This window comes from Clostridium sp. MCC328 (genome assembly GCF_018785465.1).
Taxonomy (GTDB): Bacteria; Bacillota; Clostridia; order Lachnospirales; family Lachnospiraceae; genus Pilosibacter; species Pilosibacter fragilis.
This window is the reverse complement of the sequence record NZ_WQPW01000024.1, coordinates 1-18,372: the sequence shown is the minus strand read 5'-3', so window position 1 is coordinate 18,372 and position 18,372 is coordinate 1. Positions and strand designations below refer to the sequence as shown.

18 protein-coding genes are annotated in these 18,372 nt (G+C 48.3%); 7 read left to right on the top strand and 11 right to left on the bottom strand.

The window, feature by feature from the left end; genetic code table 11:
* Positions 1 to 225 precede the first annotated feature (225 nt).
* From GPK83_RS04935 to GPK83_RS04920, 4 genes are all read right to left on the bottom strand, one after another.
* Positions 226 to 1,581, bottom strand: a complete 1,356-nt coding sequence (locus GPK83_RS04935; RefSeq protein WP_015552938.1) for an AAA family ATPase — start codon at positions 1,579 to 1,581, stop codon at positions 226 to 228.
* Positions 1,582 to 1,870: 289 nt separating this feature from the next.
* A complete protein-coding gene (locus GPK83_RS04930) occupies positions 1,871 to 2,035 on the bottom strand; it encodes a hypothetical protein (RefSeq protein WP_015552937.1) in 165 nt (54 codons plus the stop codon).
* Positions 2,036 to 2,316: 281 nt separating this feature from the next.
* Entirely contained in the window at positions 2,317 to 2,784 is a 468-nt protein-coding gene (locus GPK83_RS04925) for an HNH endonuclease (RefSeq protein WP_242992159.1), read from the bottom strand.
* A 38-nt stretch (positions 2,785 to 2,822) separates the two neighbouring features.
* A complete protein-coding gene (locus GPK83_RS04920; RefSeq protein WP_120039886.1) occupies positions 2,823 to 3,179 on the bottom strand; it encodes a hypothetical protein in 357 nt (118 codons plus the stop codon).
* Between the two features lie 138 nt (positions 3,180 to 3,317).
* Here GPK83_RS04920 and GPK83_RS04915 point away from each other — a divergent pair, with 138 nt between their 5' ends.
* The 7 genes from GPK83_RS04915 to GPK83_RS04885 all read left to right on the top strand — a co-directional run bounded on the left by GPK83_RS04915 (position 3,318) and on the right by GPK83_RS04885 (position 9,398).
* Complete coding sequence (locus GPK83_RS04915) at positions 3,318 to 3,629, top strand: helix-turn-helix domain-containing protein (protein WP_015552936.1); 312 nt, start codon at positions 3,318 to 3,320, stop codon at positions 3,627 to 3,629.
* A 102-nt stretch (positions 3,630 to 3,731) separates the two neighbouring features.
* Positions 3,732 to 4,334 (top strand): hypothetical protein, encoded by a 603-nt coding sequence (locus GPK83_RS04910; RefSeq protein ID WP_117483565.1) that lies wholly within the window; start codon positions 3,732 to 3,734, stop codon positions 4,332 to 4,334.
* A complete protein-coding gene (locus GPK83_RS04905) occupies positions 4,331 to 5,101 on the top strand; it encodes an ABC transporter permease (protein WP_117483566.1) in 771 nt (256 codons plus the stop codon). Before GPK83_RS04910 ends, GPK83_RS04905 begins: the two co-directional genes overlap by 4 nt.
* Entirely contained in the window at positions 5,088 to 5,804 is a 717-nt protein-coding gene (locus GPK83_RS04900) for an ABC transporter ATP-binding protein (RefSeq protein WP_015552934.1), read from the top strand. Before GPK83_RS04905 ends, GPK83_RS04900 begins: the two co-directional genes overlap by 14 nt.
* Before the next feature lie 240 nt (positions 5,805 to 6,044).
* On the top strand, positions 6,045 to 7,067 hold the full coding sequence (locus GPK83_RS04895) for an NrtA/SsuA/CpmA family ABC transporter substrate-binding protein (RefSeq protein WP_117483568.1): 1,023 nt from the start codon (positions 6,045 to 6,047) through the stop codon (positions 7,065 to 7,067).
* 380 nt (positions 7,068 to 7,447) lie between these two features.
* Entirely contained in the window at positions 7,448 to 8,728 is a 1,281-nt protein-coding gene (locus GPK83_RS04890) for a DUF1576 domain-containing protein (protein ID WP_117483569.1), read from the top strand.
* Between the two features lie 133 nt (positions 8,729 to 8,861).
* Positions 8,862 to 9,398, top strand: a complete 537-nt coding sequence (locus GPK83_RS04885) for a VanZ family protein (RefSeq protein WP_144364908.1) — start codon at positions 8,862 to 8,864, stop codon at positions 9,396 to 9,398.
* A gap of 185 nt (positions 9,399 to 9,583) precedes the next feature.
* Here the strand turns inward: GPK83_RS04885 and GPK83_RS04880 are convergent, their stop codons facing one another.
* From GPK83_RS04880 to GPK83_RS04850, 7 genes are all read right to left on the bottom strand, one after another.
* Complete coding sequence (locus GPK83_RS04880) at positions 9,584 to 10,312, bottom strand: DUF554 domain-containing protein (RefSeq protein WP_215704146.1); 729 nt, start codon at positions 10,310 to 10,312, stop codon at positions 9,584 to 9,586.
* Between the two features lie 356 nt (positions 10,313 to 10,668).
* On the bottom strand, positions 10,669 to 11,451 hold the full coding sequence (gene trpA, locus GPK83_RS04875; RefSeq protein WP_215704145.1) for a tryptophan synthase subunit alpha: 783 nt from the start codon (positions 11,449 to 11,451) through the stop codon (positions 10,669 to 10,671).
* Entirely contained in the window at positions 11,444 to 12,628 is a 1,185-nt protein-coding gene (gene trpB, locus GPK83_RS04870; protein WP_117471359.1) for a tryptophan synthase subunit beta, read from the bottom strand. The genes trpA and trpB overlap by 8 nt, the downstream gene beginning before the upstream one ends.
* Before the next feature lie 197 nt (positions 12,629 to 12,825).
* Positions 12,826 to 14,331 (bottom strand): FGGY family carbohydrate kinase, encoded by a 1,506-nt coding sequence (locus GPK83_RS04865; protein ID WP_215704144.1) that lies wholly within the window; start codon positions 14,329 to 14,331, stop codon positions 12,826 to 12,828.
* Between the two features lie 122 nt (positions 14,332 to 14,453).
* Positions 14,454 to 15,395 (bottom strand): ABC transporter permease, encoded by a 942-nt coding sequence (locus tag GPK83_RS04860; protein WP_215704143.1) that lies wholly within the window; start codon positions 15,393 to 15,395, stop codon positions 14,454 to 14,456.
* The gene (locus GPK83_RS04855) at positions 15,392 to 17,038 is read right to left on the bottom strand and encodes a sugar ABC transporter ATP-binding protein (protein WP_215704142.1); all 1,647 of its coding nucleotides are present in this window, start codon (positions 17,036 to 17,038) and stop codon (positions 15,392 to 15,394) included. Before GPK83_RS04855 ends, GPK83_RS04860 begins: the two co-directional genes overlap by 4 nt.
* A 124-nt stretch (positions 17,039 to 17,162) precedes the next feature.
* Entirely contained in the window at positions 17,163 to 18,197 is a 1,035-nt protein-coding gene (locus GPK83_RS04850; protein WP_215704141.1) for a substrate-binding domain-containing protein, read from the bottom strand.
* Positions 18,198 to 18,372 lie beyond the last annotated feature (175 nt).

The window sequence follows — 18,372 nt, the reverse complement described above, 5'->3', positions numbered from 1 at the left end:
CTTTAGTTTTGTTTTACGAGTGGAAGGTCACGAACACTCGATTCATTTTCGCGCAGCAATGAGTCAGCCGGACATGCTCGCATGTACATCTGACGAATGCCGCGGAAGGCATATACTGCAAGTATATGACCTTACGCCGGGAATCGGCGAAAGCCCTTTAAGACCTTGGTTTTTGCGGGCTTAGCAACGTTTGAAAGTATATCACTGCCTTTCTAAGATTTCAAGTTAAAAATTCAATTTTTCCAGAAGATAAATGGGTACGGTCTCTATTTTTCCTTCCTGCCCCCCTAACGTATCACCTTTCAAATACAATAAACAATCAGCTTTTCCCGATTCCAATACTTTTTTTGCCGTATTTCCAATGTGTTTTCCAGTTTTCACTTCTATTGCATATCTCCGGGAGGACTTCAGACCTTGTACCACAAAATCTACTTCTCCACCCTTAAAAGTCGCAAATGCTGGCATTTCAAAGGCAATTTCTTCTGGAAAATCCTGCCGCTTCTTCAAATTAATATATACAAAGTTTTCACTCAGCATGCCTGCAATTTCTGTTTGTGCAGCCCCAACTCGCGCCATATAATAACTTGCTAATCCCAGATCCATAAAATAACATCTGCATCCTGGTTTAAAATTTAGAATGTCCATTTCTATAATTTTCCCACAAAATCCAATTACGCCGCAAAAACGTAACCAACTAATTGCCCGGTTGCAGACTGCCTTGCTAATATTGCTGGAATAGTCTCTTGTTACCAATTTTTGAAGTTCTTCACTGATACTATCTTCTTCAAGTCCCTTTTTTTCTCTGCCAAGTATCCTGCAAATTGAAAGAAAAATATCCGTAAATACCTGAGTGTCAAGAACATCTGTAAAATAACGAATTGATTCATTCATAAAGGTATCAATGATTCTAATCAATTCACTCCGTGCTCGCTCTATACTTTTTGAATTTAAGTATTCACGAACAACAGATGGATAACCACCAATTTGACAATATATATCATACCATGATTTTAATTCTGCCCCTGTCACTGAATCCAGTTTTTTTCCAAGCAGCTTATATTTTTCAAATAGATCCGTATCTGCTGCTTCCAGAAATTCTTCATATGATAAGGTATAGATTTGAATACTTGTAACATCCCCACTTGAATACCGAAATTCCGGTTCATAGATTCTTCCAAGATAGCTGCCTGTAACAATAAAGCGGCACCGAAACTGTCGTGTGAATTCACGAATTCGGTTATAAATTTCTGCTGACTCTTGAATTTCATCTATGATAATAACGGTGTCCTCTGTGTCTGAAAAATTTTCATCAAACAGACGAAATGCATCATGTAGCGGAGCTTGAGGGCGCGGTCCTTCTCCCGGCCGCCAATTGCATGCTTTTTGGTAGCAGGAAATGAACTGTTCTCCGCTCAGTTCAAATAAGTTTATATACACTTTATGACTAAAATTTTCATCTGCAAATTTGTTAATGATATACGTCTTTCCTACCTGCCTCGCACCATTAACCTCTAGTGTCGTATGACAATTGTCATTTTTCCATTTGAGTAATGTCTGGTAAACATGCCTTTTTATATCCATACGTTCACTTCCTATTTTGATTTTATTGGTTTTTTCCTTCTTCTTTCATATTTAGATACCATTTTTCTTCTTCCTCCCATAGCCAAACCACCTAACATTAAAACCGGAACATAGCACCATTTCATAATAGCTTCACATTCCGGTTTTCTTTTCTAAGTTTAAAAATTTTCCTGTTGTATCTAAAATACCATCGGAGATTCTACGGACCGCTTGGGGATTTTTAAGATTTGTAAAAATATAATACTCGATGTCCAACAGATCATGCTCTGCTGATCCCGCGAATATTACTTTAGCCACGTTTTTCCCTTGCTTTTTCTAATTTTTCCCTCACTTCGCTGATTGTACTTGTTCTGCCATCCTGTATATCTTTAAATCCTTCGCCAATCAGACGATAAAATTCCAATCTTTCTTTATTAGACAGTTCAACCGCTTTCTGCGCATTCGCCATTGCCATACAATCACTTCTTTTCATTTCTTAATATCAGAGTATCATAATTTTTAACATCTAACAATCCCTTTGAACCATATCCCCTCGATTTCTTTTGTACTCTATATCGTTCCTCCTGTTAAAATTATTATACCCTATCGAGTACCAATTGTAAATATTTTTTCGAACGTATGTTCTTTTTTGTAGGGCATATATCCCACTCTCTAAGTACTTCTTATCTTCTTATCAATACAATAAAATCCTCCACTTAGTCTCTCTAACAAGCGAAAGATTTTATTTTTAGCATATTACATAATTCCTCTTTTTCTGGCTTCTCGCTTAAGTTCTGTCCAACCATCTCTAAAATCTAACGATTTCAAACACTTTAATATTTCTTCATTGCTCAACTTACTTAGGTAATTTTCTCTTATCTCTTTCTTCTTTTCCTCAAGTTTCGGCTTTAATATTTCTTCTCTTTTATACTGTCCATAAGATTGTTTTCGCTGGCGAAGATCCACTTTAGTCTGACTCATGTCATTTCCCTTTGAGCGATTACAATGTTTACATAAGCACTGTAAATTTTGCGGTTGATTTCCTCCACCTCTGCTTTGCGGAAGAATATGATCAATATCGATATCACCTTTTCGAAACTTTTTATGGCAATGGACACATTCATACCAGCCATAATTAGATAAATTTGTGTTTAAACCTGTCTTCCGATAATTTGTCAATGAAGCATCTTCTTTATTTTTCTTTAGACCATCAAATAAACCCAATTTACTCTCCCTTTCCGTTTTTGACGATAGATTTATCTTTATAAAAGTCCCTCATCAAACTCTTTAGCCAATGCCCATCCAAGTGCTTCAGTCACTGCTGCCGCTGTCGCACCATTAATTACATTACCAATTCCTGGCCACCAACCAATTGCTATTTGAGAAATTGTTCGTCCCACTTGCGAGGCAAGTGCCGATCCCATCGCTGCTTTTGCTGAACTTTCCGTTAACGATTTTCCAAATACTTTACCAAGTGAAATAGTCATCGTTAATTGAATTGTTGCTAAAGGAACTGAATCACTTCCTGGAATTTGGGCTAATCCCCCTCCAACAGCTGCTGCTGATGCACTTGCCACATTTATAATTTTCTTGCAGTCTTTTTTTTGCTTTTCCGTCATAATATCCTCCCTAATCGTCTAATTTTAACGATTTATAGTTATTTTTGTCGTAATTATTATACTATAATCATAACTATTTTACAACGATAAATCCCACTATAATTATGACAATCACAAGCAACAAGGGAGTATTTCATCATGTTTGACGTTCTTCAGAGAATCACCGATTTGCGTTTAGCCAGAAACTGGTCTGAATATCAGTTATCAGTCCGTTCAGGTCTTCCGCAATCTACTATTTCTTCCTGGTACCGTAAAAAAATGCTGCCTACTATTCCATCTTTACAAAGAATTTGTGATGCTTTTGACTTGTCTCTTGCGCAATTTTTTGCTGTAGAGAACTGCACCGAGCTTACTGATGATCAGCTGTCCTTAATCAAACAGTGGGAGTTATTAACTGCTGAGCAAAAGCAGGCTATCTTAAATCTGATTCATTCTATTATCTTTCAATAATTTTGTTTTACTATCTTCATATATTCCCAATTGACATTTCCCTACTAATCTGCTATGCTAAACAGCGTTGGTTAGTTATGGCTAATTGAAGGGGGTTTTACTTTGACATATCTATGGATCAATCCGGTATCAGAGAGGATGATCTCGGCGGCGGCACTTGAAAAGCTGCTTAAGAAGCATGACCTGACGCGAGTGGTCTGTCGGGAAAGCTGGGGCGAGATCGTGCTTCGGAAGTATCGGGAGCTTTTGGAACATGCAGATGGAACTTTTGCGGACGCGAGATGTCCGGCAGCGGTATCTCTGGTACATTCCCTGCAGCCGGGGATCAGGATCGCGGATATTGAGCCGATCCTGATCCACTGCGCAAGAGAACTGGCAGAACGTCCGGATCTTGCGGACGGTGAAAAAATCATCACAACGCCATGCCGGATCTTAGCCGACATGGGAAATAAGTTGGAATTAAAAGACACACATTTCGTACCATGGAACCGCTTTCTCGCTACACTTGGCGAGCCAATGGAACCTGCGCCGGACGCAAGCCCGATCCCGCCTGGATTCTTTAAGGACCTGCCGTTTCCAGTGGTCAGTAAATCCGGCCGTCCGGCGATCGAATCCTATGTGACCGGCAATGACTGGAAAAACGCAAAACTGATTGAGCTTTTGTACTGTGTTCAGGGCTGCCACAGAGGAGATGGAGTGCAATGAATCAGAAATTTAAAAAATATTTCCCACCGCTCATCGGTATCCTGGCGGTCTTCGCCGTCTGGTATATCGTCTGCCGCGCGGGCATCTTAAGTTCCTATGTGCTCCCATCCCCGGGGCGGGTCTTCCAGAGCTTCTGCAAAATGCTGCAAAGCGGTGAACTCTTCCGTGACTTAAGGATCAGCTTCCTGCGCGTCGGAAAAGGCTTTGTAATCGCCTTTATCCTGGCATTTGCCTTCGGCATGCTGCGGGCGATGATTCCGGCCTCCGCAGGTTACTATGAATACCTGGTGCAGTTCTTCAAGAACGTACCGCCGCTCAGCATGATCCCGCTACTTATTTTATGGTGCGGAATCGGCGAAACTACAAAGACGGTCATCATCGTTCTGGCCTCCTTTTTCCCGATGTATTTAAACATCGTCAAGGGATTTACGGGCTGTGACCAGAAGCTTCTGGAGGTTGGAACCATGTTTGGCTACACAGAACGCCAAAAATTTTTCCGCATCATGCTGCCCTACGCCATGGCGGACATTCTCGTAGGAATGCGCATCGGTCTGGGCTACAGCTGGCGCGCTATCATCGGTGCGGAGATGGTCGCAGCGTCCACCGGTCTGGGGCACATGATCCTGTTTGCCCAGCAGATGTCCCGGACCGACAAGGTCATCGTCGGCATCTTCGCCATCGGCATCGCAGGTTATCTGACAGACCGGATCTTCGGTCTTCTCATCAGCATCTTTCTGAAAGGAGCCGGTGAAAATGGCTGGAATTAGATTAAAAGACATTCATAAAACATATCAGGTTGACGGCCGGATGTTTCCTGTCTTAAACGGCGTCGATCTCGAGATCCCGGAAGGAAAGATCACCGTGATCTTAGGTCAGAGCGGCTGCGGAAAAACGACTCTGCTGCGGCTCACCGGCGGTCTGGAATCCGCCGACAGCGGTGAGGTTCTCTGGGGCGGCGCCCACAAGACCGCCTTTGTGTTCCAGGAACCGCGGCTCATGCCATGGCTCAATGTCTGGAACAATATTATTTTCGGTTTGAAGAAAAATCAGGTCGATCAGGAGAAGATTCAGGACATCGTCTCCACGGTGAACCTGTCCGGCTTTGAAAAGGCATACCCATCACAGCTTTCCGGCGGCATGCAACAGCGCGCGGCCATCGCCAGGGCACTGGCCTACGAGCCAACCTTTATCCTGATGGATGAGCCATTCGCGGCTCTCGACTATTTCACGAGGGAACAGATGCAGAGGGAACTTCTCCGCGTTCAGCAGAAGGAACGTTCCAGCATCATGTTCGTGACCCACAGCATCGATGAAGCACTGATCCTCGGTGACCAGATCGTGATGATTGAAAAGGGGCTTGTGAAGCATGTTTATCCGGTGAAGACGCCATCCGGGGAAAGAAATCTGCTGAATGAGGAGTTTATTGCACTCAAGAGGGATATCATTGAGAATCTGAATTTTATAAATTAAATATATTTTATGTGTAATTCAAGATATTCTGATTTTTATGATATTATTCTTACGCTATTTCCAGCAGATATTACATTCAAAGCATAAACATAATGTTATGAGCTGTCCCAAAAAAAATTTTATTAGCTGGTTTCCTTATTTAAGGGATTCCCATCATTTTATTAAGTTCGGATATCTGCCTATTAACTTAGGCGTATCATACACTTATTTTTTCAACTTACATGAGGAGGACAAAACAAAATGAAAAAACTGATCGCATTAGGACTCGCGGCATGCATGACATTTTCCCTTGCAGGCTGCTCCGGATCTGCAGGCAAAGAGACTGCGGCTGCTTCTGCTGCCGAGACAACCGCTGAGACTTCCGCTGAGGCTGAAACTTCTGCCGAGGCTACAGCTGACGCTGAGACATCCATCGATAAACTCACAGTTACCTATGTAACATCTCCGTTAAATGTACCGACCATCATCGAAAAGGACCAGGGAATCTTCGAAAAAGAGCTCGGCGTTCCGGTTGAGTACGCAGAGCTTACTTCCGGCGCTGACCAGACACAGGCTCTGGCTTCCGGCGACGTTCAGGTTCTCTACGCAGTAGGTGCAACATCCGTGATCCTGTCCGCTGCAAACGGTGCTGACATCAAGGTATTAAACATGTACAGCCGTTCCCCGAAGGCATTCTGCATGTACTCCAAGGATGAGACTCTGACAACTCCGGAGAGTTTAAAAGGCAAGACGATTGCAGGACCAACCGGTACCAACCTTCATGAACTCCTTGTCTCCTACCTTGCTCAGGCAGGCATGACTCTTGACGATGTAAACTATGTAAACATGACCATCCCGGACGCAAAGGCAGGTCTTGATGGCGGCAGCGTTGACGTTGCCCTGCTCGCAGGCGCAACTGCTTACAACGCAGAACAGCAGGGCTACCACCTCGTTGCAGACGGCGACGGCCTGATCAGCGCACTCATCGCAGTTGCAACAACCCAGAAGTTCTACGACGAGCATCCGGATGTCATTGAAAAGTTAAATGCTGCACAGGACGAGATTGCATCCTACATGGCTGATAACCAGGAGGCAACCATGGAGACTGTTGCCGCAACACTTGACCTTGATGTTGACGCGGTAAAGGAAATGTACGGTTTCTATGACTTCTCCACAGAAATCACTGACGCTGACAAAGAAGGTTTCCAGAAGACAGCCGATTTCATGTATGAATCCGGCATGATTGAGAATGAGCTTGATGTAAATACACTGTTCATTCAGTAATTTCGATACTCAGAAACTTTTCGCACTGACATTTTTCGGTGGAGCAAAAGAGATCCAACGCATTCTATGCCTGGATCTCTTTTTTATTTCAAATTGCGTTTTGAGTTATTACATAATCATCTCTATTATTTATTGAGGCTGCAAGCAACCCTGTCAGCATATATCCGAAATCAATAAATTCTCTTTCTCACAGAAATACTTTCTATTCCTGCGATTTTACGGTATACTAATCCATGTGCGCATTCTGCCATGCCCGTCGGATACCCCAATTTTCCGAACCGTGGCACAGAATTTACGGATGCTGCACTGCAAAAGCCTGTCACGAAGCCCATTCTCAATGGTTTTTCACTTGTAATTTTATCTTTAGAAAGGACACGTACATGACAAATTCCCACCCCATCACAAGACTCCAGAAATTCCGCCTTCTGTCCCTGATCCCACTCTATTTCATGATCGTGGGACTGTTTTTACAGCCCATCACGGAAATCCTTCCGGGACTCTGGACATTGATCAAGGAGCCGGACTTCCTGATCACGGACTACTTCCTGGTCGGCGGCATCGGAACTTCCTTTATCAACGCCGGACTGCTGATGCTTTTATGTATCTGGACCATCTATTTCCTTGATATGGAGATGGACGGACATACGATCACATCCAGCTGCCTGATGTTCGGCTTCTCCCTGTTCGGAAAGAACCTCTTAAATATCTGGGCGATCCTGTTTGGTGTGTACCTCTACTCCCACTACCATAAAACACACCTGTCCCGTTACGTTTACATCGGTTTTTACGGCACCAGCCTGTCCCCGATCATCACGCAGATCATGTACATTTCGCATCTTCCTTATGCGATCCGCCTCATCACAAGTCTCGCGGTGGGACTCATGATCGGCTTCGTACTGCCACCGCTGTCCACGCATGTTCACTACGCCCACAAAGGTTACTCTCTCTACAATGTCGGATTTTCCGCCGGAATCATCGCCACCGTCGTGGTCTCCGTGCTGAAGTCCTTCGGCATCAGCACTGAGTCCCGCCTGATCTGGTCCGAGGGCAATAACCAGCTGCTGTTTGCGATCCTCTGCGGGCTGTTTGCCGCCATGATCATTGCGGCATTCCTCTTCGGCGGAAAGGAAGTCGGTGAATCCTACAGAAAGATCTTATCCTGCTCCGGAATCGGCGGAACCGATTATCTCCGGGATAACGGGGGCGCAGCAACGATCCTCAATATGGCAGTCAACGGTTTATTTGCAACGGTCTTTATTCTCGGCGTCGGCGGCGAGTTAAACGGACCGACTATCGGCGGAATCTTCACGATCGTAGGATTTTCCGCCACTGGAAAACATATCCGGAACATCGCCCCGATCATGTTTGGCGTCCTCTTCGCGAGCTTCACAAAACGCTGGACCATTAACTCCCCGTCACCGATGCTGGCACTTTTATTCTCAACGACACTGGCGCCGATTGCGGGGGAATTCGGAGTTCTCATGGGACTTCTCGCCGGATTCCTGCACTCTTCCGTCGCCCTGAATGTCGGAATTGTGTATGGAGGCATGAATTTATATAATAATGGATTTGCAGGTGGAATTGTGGCGATTTTCATGGTTCCGGTGATCCATTCCATCCGCGACCGGAGAGCGCGGGCGAAGGGAGAGATTTCGCTGTAATGCATGCGGTATCTACCCTCTGCTTTTCAATACACTGCCCCAGTTAAAAAGACCATCTTTTGAGATTACTTCAGTGGATTTTTCATGATTATAAAATAATAGATTTCTACAGATTTTTAGGAGTTTTTAAGATATGGGCAATTCAAGTGTATCTAAAAAAGGAAATATGAATGATAAAAAAGAATATCCTACTGCCGCAAAGCTGCTTTCCTGGCTCCCAGCGATCTTCGTCGCAGCCGCCATCTGCTGGTTCTCCGCCCAGCCGGCGGCGGAGTCCACGGAGATGAGCGACACCGTAAGCCGCTTAATTCTTTTACTCGGCACAAAGCTCGGCTTTTTCCACGGAAATCCGGCGCAGTACGCCGACCTCATCGAACTTATGAGCTTCCCCGTCCGAAAAGCCGCTCATATGACTGAATATCTGGTATTTTACTGCACCGTCCGTTTTGGACTGCACTTTACGTATCGGACCTCCAACGTGAAACGCCGTCTTCTCACCGCTCTCGCCATCGTCTTCCTCTACGCCTGCACCGACGAATTCCACCAGCTCTTCGTCCCTGGCCGTGCAGGGCGGTTTACGGACGTGCTGATCGACTGCTTTGGCGTCACAGTCGTGACACTGGTCTGCCTGATGAGACAGCAGTCCCGCAAACACTACCAGAACGCATAAACCGGCTCTCATTATGATTATGGTATTGTCCGCACAGGTATTGACCGATAATATCAGTACCTGCCGCTGACAGCTTCTTCCGAATGCATGACTGCAAAAATCCCTGAATACGCACATCACATTGATCTGCATACTCAGGGATTTTTTATTTTCATATTATGTACTTTTCTCGTCCGCCTGCACTCTTACAGCATCGGCACCACCACATTCCCCCAGAACCAGCTCACCGGCATGACGAGCACCATCGCGGGGATCATATCGGCGACCGGGAAGTTGTGGATCTTTGCGATGCGGAAACCTGTGGCCAGAAGAAGGAAACCGCCGCAGGCCTTGAAGTCCGCGATCATATCCGGTGTGGTAAGCGGAAAGATGAACTTCGCCGCAGCGAAGATCGCGAGAAAGATCACGCACTGTGGGATCGCAACAGCCGCAACCACCATTCCCAGGGTTCCTCCAAAGATCATCGCGGTAAAGAAGTCCAGAATGGACTTGGAGATCAGGATCGTGTGGTCACCGCTCATTCCGGAGTCCAGGGAACCATAGATTCCCGTTCCGCTGGCACAGAACAGCACGATGATCGTCACGAGCATCGTCATATACTCTTCTCTGGACATGGACGCATTCTTATTCGGGAAGATCTTTCCGACCGGCTTCTCCATGCACGCCGCGCCGCTGTTGATGATCCCGCCGAGATTCACCGCCAGCCCAAACGCGGTCCCAATGATCACCGCAAAGATAACGGCGGGCATATTTTTCATAAGGCCGATGGAGCTCACGCCCATTCCCATGGAGCAGACGCCGAAGATCTTCGTGGGCTCTGAATTGATCCTTGTGGGCAGCTTATGCCCAAATAAAGCCCCGACCACACCGCCGCTGGCGACGGACAGGGCATTGATGATAATTCCTACTGGCATACACCTTTCTCCTTTTCAAAAAGGAACGTGCCTTGGCACATTCGTGCGTCTCGCGCGGTTGCTTGCGACAACCTACATCTTTGCGCAAGTAACACAAACAACTGCGGTGCAAAGGAGTCCCTGCACCGCAGAATTGACAGTTCGTTATTTAATTTTAGCACAAAGTACGGTACAACGCAAACACTTTACCTCGCAAAAGTGCATGTGAAGTGCATGTTCCCAATTACCATTTTGACAACATTCTTCTCATTTAAGTCGAACGACCGTGAAACTTGGCGCGTGATTCTGGTCAGCGAAGCTGACTTATTCCTATCAAAATCACTGCGCATCCTCGCGGAGCGTTTCCCAGCCGCTTCTTAGATCCCATGCACCGCGTCACACATGGACTTCACATACTCTTTCACATACGGAACCGCATCTTTTCCATACGTTCCGCAGAGCTTCACAATCGCGGAACCAACGATAGCACCGTCGGAAAGTCCTGCCATCTTCTTTGCCTGCTCCGGTGTAGAGATACCGAAACCAACTGCACACGGGATGTCCTTCGCTTTCTTCACAAGTTCCACCATCGCGCCGATATCCGTTGTGATCTCGCTTCTCGTTCCGGTAACGCCGAGCGAAGATACGCAGTATACAAAGCCGGATGCCTCTTTCGCGATCATGCTGATTCTCTCATGGGAGGTCGGGGCAATGAGGGAGATCATGTCCATGTTATACTTCTTGCACACAACATCGAACTCCTCTTTCTCCTCATACGGAACATCCGGTAAGATGATTCCGTCCATGCCGAGCTCAGACGCCTTCTTAATAAAGCGCTCTGTTCCGTAGGAGAACACAACGTTCGCGTAGGTCATGAAAACCATCGGAATTTGTGTGTTTTTCCGGATTTTTTCAACCATTGCAAAAATTTTGTCGGTGGTCACGCCGCCGAACAGGGCGCGGATATTTGCCGCCTGGATCACCGGTCCCTCTGCCGTCGGATCGGAGAACGGGATACCAAGCTCGATGAGGTTTGCGCCTGCCTCCTCCATTGCGTATACAAGCTGCTCCGTGACCTCTAAGGACGGGTCACCGCAGGTGATAAACGGGATAAATGCCTTTCCATTTCCGCCTTTGAAGGCGTTTGCGATCTTACTCATGAATATCCTCCCCTCTGTATCTTGCGATTGCTGCACAGTCCTTGTCTCCTCTTCCGGAAACATTGACGACAATGATCTTATCCTTTCCCATCGTCGGTGCGAGCTTCATTGCGTATGCGATGGCATGGGCGCTCTCGATCGCCGGGATGATTCCCTCGATTCTGGAGAGATACTCGAACGCATCGACTGCCTCGTCGTCAGTGATCGCCACATACTGGGCCCGTCCGGTATCGTAAAGATTTGCGTGTTCCGGTCCGATTCCCGGATAGTCAAGACCTGCGGAGATGGAATATACCGGGGCGATCTGGCCGTATTCATCCTGGCAGAAATAGGACTTCATTCCGTGGAAGATTCCGAGACGTCCTGTCGCAATGGTCGCCGCTGTCTCTGCCGTGTTCACACCGCGTCCTGCTGCCTCACAGCCGATGAGCTGAACGTCTTTATCTTCAATAAAGTTGTAGAATGCGCCGATGGCATTGGATCCGCCGCCAACACAGGCAAGAACTGCATCCGGAAGACGTCCCTCTTTCTCTAACATCTGCTCCTTGATCTCCTTGGAGATAACCGCCTGGAAGTCACGGACGATAGTCGGGAACGGATGTGGTCCCATACAGGAGCCGAGAACATAGTGGGTGTCCTCGATCCGGTTCGTCCACTCTCTCATTGCCTCCGAAACAGCATCTTTGAGGGTTCCTGTTCCGGTTGTCACCGCATGCACCTTTGCTCCGAGAAGGCGCATTTTGTAAACATTTAATGCCTGACGTTTTGTGTCCTCCTCGCCCATGTAGATCTCGCATTCCATGCCGAAGAGCGCTGCCGCCGTCGCTGTCGCTACACCGTGCTGGCCTGCGCCCGTCTCAGCGATGACACGAGTCTTTCCCATCTTCTTCGCGAGAAGCACCTGACCGAGCACGTTGTTGATCTTGTGGGCACCGGTATGGTTTAAGTCCTCTCTCTTTAAATAGATCTTCGCTCCGCCGAGATCCTTTGTCATGTGCTCCGCGTAGTAGAGCCTTGACGGTCTGCCCGCGTATTCATTTAAAAGTGTTGTGAGTTCTTTCTGGAATTCCGGGTCATTTTTGTAGTGGTTGTATGCCTCTTCGAGTTCCAGTACTGCGTTCATAAGCGTCTCAGGAATGTACTGACCGCCATGCGCGCCAAATCTGCCTTTTGACATATATTTTTCCTCCTCGTGTAAACTGGTTTATTGTCTGTAACTGTCCATACCCATATTTCCGGAGTGATTTTTCAAATCTCCGCCAGACAGTTATCGAAATCGTGATTTTGTAGCAGCGGAAATGTTACTTAACCGTTACCATATTTTCTATTTTTGCAGACCACAGGTTTAAAAAAATCATGGCTGCCGACTGACCTTTATCTGCTGTAAAACTCTCTTACCAGCGGATAAATGTTCTTATATTTCTGATAGATTCTGTGGTATTTCTCCGAGACTTCCAGATCCGGCTCCACCGTATCACAGTGTCCCTGACTCTCCAGTGTCTCGATAAAGGACTTGTAATCCGGGATCACGCCCTCCGCCAGGAACACCGCCGAGGCGATGGCCAGTGCCGGTAAAAGGTCCGGATCCTTGTATACAAAGATCTTCTGTCCCATGACATTGCTTAAGATCTGGCACCATCGCCGCTCCCTCGCTCCACCGCCGATCAGTGTGATCTTTGACGCCGGATGGTCGAACAGTTCCAGACCCTGACGGATGGAAAATGCCACGCCCTCGAGGACACTCTGTGCCATATCCGCCGCCGTGGTCTCCTGGGAGAGACCTAAGAAGCTTCCCCGGACGCTGCTGTCCATGATCGGGAACCGCTCACCTGCCACATAGGGCAGGAAGAACAGTCCGTGACTTCCGGGTTCCGCTTTCTCAAGAAGCTCTGAGATATACCCGAAATCCGGTGCCCCGTCGGGATTCCTGGACAGGATCTTCGCGATCAGCTGGTGGACGTTTCCGCCGTTTAGGAACGGGACTACATTGATGAGCAGGTCCTTCTGCATTGCTGCCAGATTAAACCCGCCGCCTTCACTCTCCATCCTTTGGTTGGATACGGCTGCCACCCAGCCGGAGGTTCCGAGGTTGATGTTGTACTCCCCCGGTGCCAGGATGCCGCTGGCAAGTGTCGTTGCCCCGGCATCCCCGGTTCCGGCATAGACCTTTGTTCCTGCCGGATAACCACTCTCCATCGCTCCGGTCTCCGTGATCGTTCCGACGCACTCGTGAGCGTAAAAGAGCTTCGGAAATTTCCTGATATCGATCCCCGCTGCCCCAATGAACTCCTCCGACCAGATCTTCTTGTCCAGATCCATGGCCCCCGCCGTGGAGCAGGCGGTCATGTCTCCGGCGAACACACTGGTAAGTCTACCTATTATATAGTCCTTCGAGCTGATGAGAAAACATGCGGTCTTCTCATAAATCTCCGGCTCATTTTCTTTTAACCACAGGATCTTCGCAAGCGGCATCGATCCGTCAAAGTGGTTTCCCGTAATCTCCGCAATATACGCATCCCCGAGAGGCACCACGTTTCGGCTTGCCGCCTCTCTTATGATCATCCGTGCCTGCTCGTCCGCCCGACCGTCCGAATAGAGGATCGCGTTCCGGAGCGCTTTTCCCTCTGTCCCAACCGAGATCACATCCTGCATCTGTCCGGAGAAGATGATGGCCCCAATCTCTGCCGCCGGTATGATCTCAAGCATTTCTTTCGACAGGCTGCAGAATGCCCCATACCACTCATCCGGATCCTGTTCCTTGAAGTTTCCCGTTTCGATGGTGTGGATCACGGAGCTTCCGGTAAAGACGGGCTCTCCATTTTCGTTCACAACCACTGCCTTGACGGCTGTCGTTCCGATATCAAAGGTTGCTGCTAACATCTATTCCCTCCCCGTTCTGTACCGTTACACAGTACTGGGGATTTTGCCAATCCATCGCATCCTAAATTGGTAAAATCCGCTCTCTCAATGTTATTTTACGGTATTCTCGGTACCAAAAATCCTTACCGTGAACCATGACCCGCGCCGAGTTTTTGGAGCACAACTGCGAGAATGATGATTCCGCCGGTGATAATGTTCTGCATGAAGCTCGGCATCTGAAGGATCGTAAGTCCGTTCGCCAGAACCGCCAGAATGATGGTTCCGACTAAGGTTCCGATCACACAGGGAACACCGCTCTTTGAAACGGTGCATCCGATAAATACCGCCGCGTAGGACTGTAAGAAATATCCCTGCCCCGCTGTGGTATTCGCGGAACCTACACGGGATGCCACGAGAGCGCCTGCAAGACCTGCCATTGCCGCGCTGAGCGCAAAAGCGAGAATTCGGTAACGGAAGATCCGGATGCCTGCCGTCTCTGCCGCCTCTTTGCTTCCACCGATGGCATAAAGCTTTCTTCCGGCTGACATATGATTCATAAACATGTGGAATACGATGTAAAGCATTGCCGCCACGATGGTGATAAACGGGATGCCTGCAATTTTTAAGATCCCTGGAATCGTAAACGCCTTCGGAATCCCGTTAAATACAGTCGTGCCTCCGGTAAGTCCGTAAATCACGCCGTCCAGTACGGTTCCCATGCCAAGTGTTGTAATAAAGGAAAGGATCCCGAACTTTGCTACGATCACTCCGTTCACGCAGCCGACGATCAGACCGGCCACTACCGCTGCCAGAAAGCAGACCGGGATCGGAACGCCCTGAATCGATAAAAGCGCCGCGACTACGCCGCCAAGGCTCACGATATTTCCGATGGAAAGATCGAATTCATTGATGGTCATGACAAATGTCGCTCCTAAAGCGACCATGGCGAGGGGCGCTGCCTGACGCGTTATATTAAGGAAGTTTTTCAGTGTAAAAAACGACGCAGGTCTCAGGAGTCCGAAAATTCCGATGATGACAACCAATGCCGCCACCGTCCCGTAATTCTTTAATGTTGTTCCTTTCATCTGTCGCTTTCCTCTCTCTCCGCCTCATAACAGCACGCCAGCACGTCCGTCGGTTTCAGGTCTTTATTCTCAAATGTCTTTCGTACTTTTCCGTATGCCATGACGGCAACCTCATCGGCAACCTCTAAAAGTTCCGTGAGATCGGATGACACATAAAGGACGGCTTTGCCCTTTTTTGCCTCTTCCTTCAGAAGCCTGTGGATCTCCTGTCGTGTTGCCACATCCACCGCCTGAGTCGGCTCATCACAAAGCCAGATCGACGGCTCCGTAAGGAGTGCCTTCGCGAAAACGACTTTCTGCTGATTTCCGCCAGACAGCTCCTTTGCCGGCTGGCTCACACCAACGCATTTGATCTTTAATGCCTCGATCATGTCCATCGCCTTTTTGTCGGCCGCCCGCTTTTGAAACCAGCCGCTTTTCGTGTAGCGGTCGATGGAGGAAAGCATCATATTCTCCTCAACGGAAAACGCGGGGATCATGGCTTTTCCTCTCCGGTCTTCGCAGATAAAGGCCATTCCCTGTCGGATGGATTCTGACGGAGTCGGACGAGTCATGGTCTTTCCGTCGATCGTGACCTCGCCGCCCGCCAGCTTTCTCGTTCCGTAAATGCATTCCAGAAACTCTGTCCGCCCGCTTCCGCATAGGCCAAACATTCCGGTGATCTGACCGGACTTTACGTTCAGGTCGACGCCGCGGACGATTCCGTCCCCGGAGCGGATCCCCTGGACTTCCAGAGCTGTTTTTCCGATCTTTCCGTCGGCACCTGTTCCCAACAGCTCAGCTCCCTGAGTATCCGTCTTTTCTGCTTCACTGCTCACTGGCTGCTTCACTCCGCCTTTACCAGATATCCTATCTGCCGCTCCGCCCTGAAGCTTCGACTCGGCATCCTTTCCCGTTTCCGCATCTTCAACGCCAGACGCAGCCTCATTCCCGCTCATCAGCCGTACCAGCTCTTTTCTGCTGGTTCCTGCCGTATCCACCGTGGACACCAGCGTTCCGTTTCTCAAGACTGTGACCCGATCTGTCAGCTCCATGATCTCTTCCAGCCTGTGCGTCACATAGAGAACCGAAGTCCCCTTTGCCTTTAAGTTTCTCACAATAGAGAACAGCAGGTTCGTCTCCTTATCGGAGAGTGATGCCGTCGGCTCATCGAGGATCAAAAGCTTACAGTCACTCATCATCGCCCGGACAATCTCCACACATTTTTTCTGTGCCGGGGTCATCATGGATACCGGTCTCTTAAGGTCAAGATGGATTCCAAGCTCCGCCGCTTTCGCCGCGGCTTCCCGTTCCATCTCTTTCCATTGGATCAGCCCGCCTTTTACCGGATAGGGTCTTCCGAGACAGATATTTTCCATTCCCGTAAATGCCGGGATCAGGACGTTGTCCTGAAAGATGATGTTGATCCCAAGATTCCGGCTCTCTTCCGGCCGGATCGCCTCCGGGAGATCTTTTCCGTTCCACAGGATGTTTCCGCCGTCTCTCTTATAGACACCGCCGAGGATCTTGATGAACGTGGACTTTCCGGCTCCGTTCTCACCGATGAGGCCATGGACCTCCCCCTCACCGAGAGAGAAGTCCAGACCTTTTAATGCGTATACACCGTTAAATTTTTTATCTACGCCCTTTACATCCAGCAACATCCTGTTTACCTGCCTTAATTTTTGTTTCTATTCTCCGTTTTATGCCTGTTCAGCGTTTTTAGTATCATGCCCGTTGAAACAGCACTTCTAAAATTTTTCGACATTTTTATCCAGATTCATTTGCTTACTGTGCATTCTCCTGTGTGATCAGCTCCGCCGGTGCGTACATCTCACCTTTTTCGATCTCTTCACCGTCAAAGTACTTCTCCATCTGCTCACAAACGATATCTGCCATTCCTTTAAAATTCTGTTTTACTGTCGCCTTTAAGTTTGTTCCATCCTTGATCATCTCAACAGCCTGCTCGTTTCCGTCAACGCCTGTGACGATGACCTCGTCACGTCCTGCCTCCTGAAGTGCCTTTGCAGCGCCGATGGCCGGTTCATCCCATGCCGCAAATACGGCTGTGATGGAATCCTTGTCCGGATTTGCCGTTAAGAGATTTGCAACGATGTCCTGCGCGTCGTTGATCGGCTGCTCTGCCGGAACGTGCTGCTCTGTGATCAGCTTGATATCCGGATATTCCTTAATAACATCGTCAAATGCCTCGCTGCGCTTTACAACGCCCGGATGCGGTCTGTGGGTCAGGGCGATCACGGTTCCCTTTCCACCCATCAGATCGTCAAATAAGTACCTCACAATGAGCTCGCCCATCTGGTAGTTGTCGCTTGTCGCATTGATCTGCATTCCATCGATAAATCCACTGTCACATCCGAATACCGGGATGTCCGCGTCAAAAGCGTCCTGAAGCTGGTTTGCTACCTGGTTCGGGTCAGCGCTCACAAGGACGATCCCATCGGTTCCGGAAGAAACAACATCCTCGATCCGGCTCGCAAGCTCCGCAAAATCGTTTGCCGTATCGATCACGAATACTTCCGCGCCCTCAGCTTCCAGGTCTTCCTTAATATAGCCTGCCATCTGGTTTGTCGTGACAGATGTGAGATACGGGGTCATAACGGAGATCTTCTTTCCGGCAAGTGCGCCTCCCTCTGTCTTTTCCGCCTCGGTTCCGGTCCCGGAAGCCGCCTCTGTGGCTGCGGCTTCTGTTGGCGCTGCCGTCACTGCCGTCTTCTCATCCGCCTCTGTGGAGCATCCAGTAAGCAAGATTCCTGCAAGAGCTGCGGCTGCAGCAAGGCTCATGATGGTTTTCATTTTTCTCATAATCATTTCCTCCCCGTTTTTGTCGACTGCCTCTTGCGGGAATCAGTAAGGGGTAGAGCAGCATGTTGAAAATAAGTAAAAAAGAATGTGCCTTTGCACATTCTCGCGCCTCGCGCGGTCGCTTGCGACAATCTACATCTTCGCGCGAGTGCGCATCTTTGGCACGTTAGTGCCT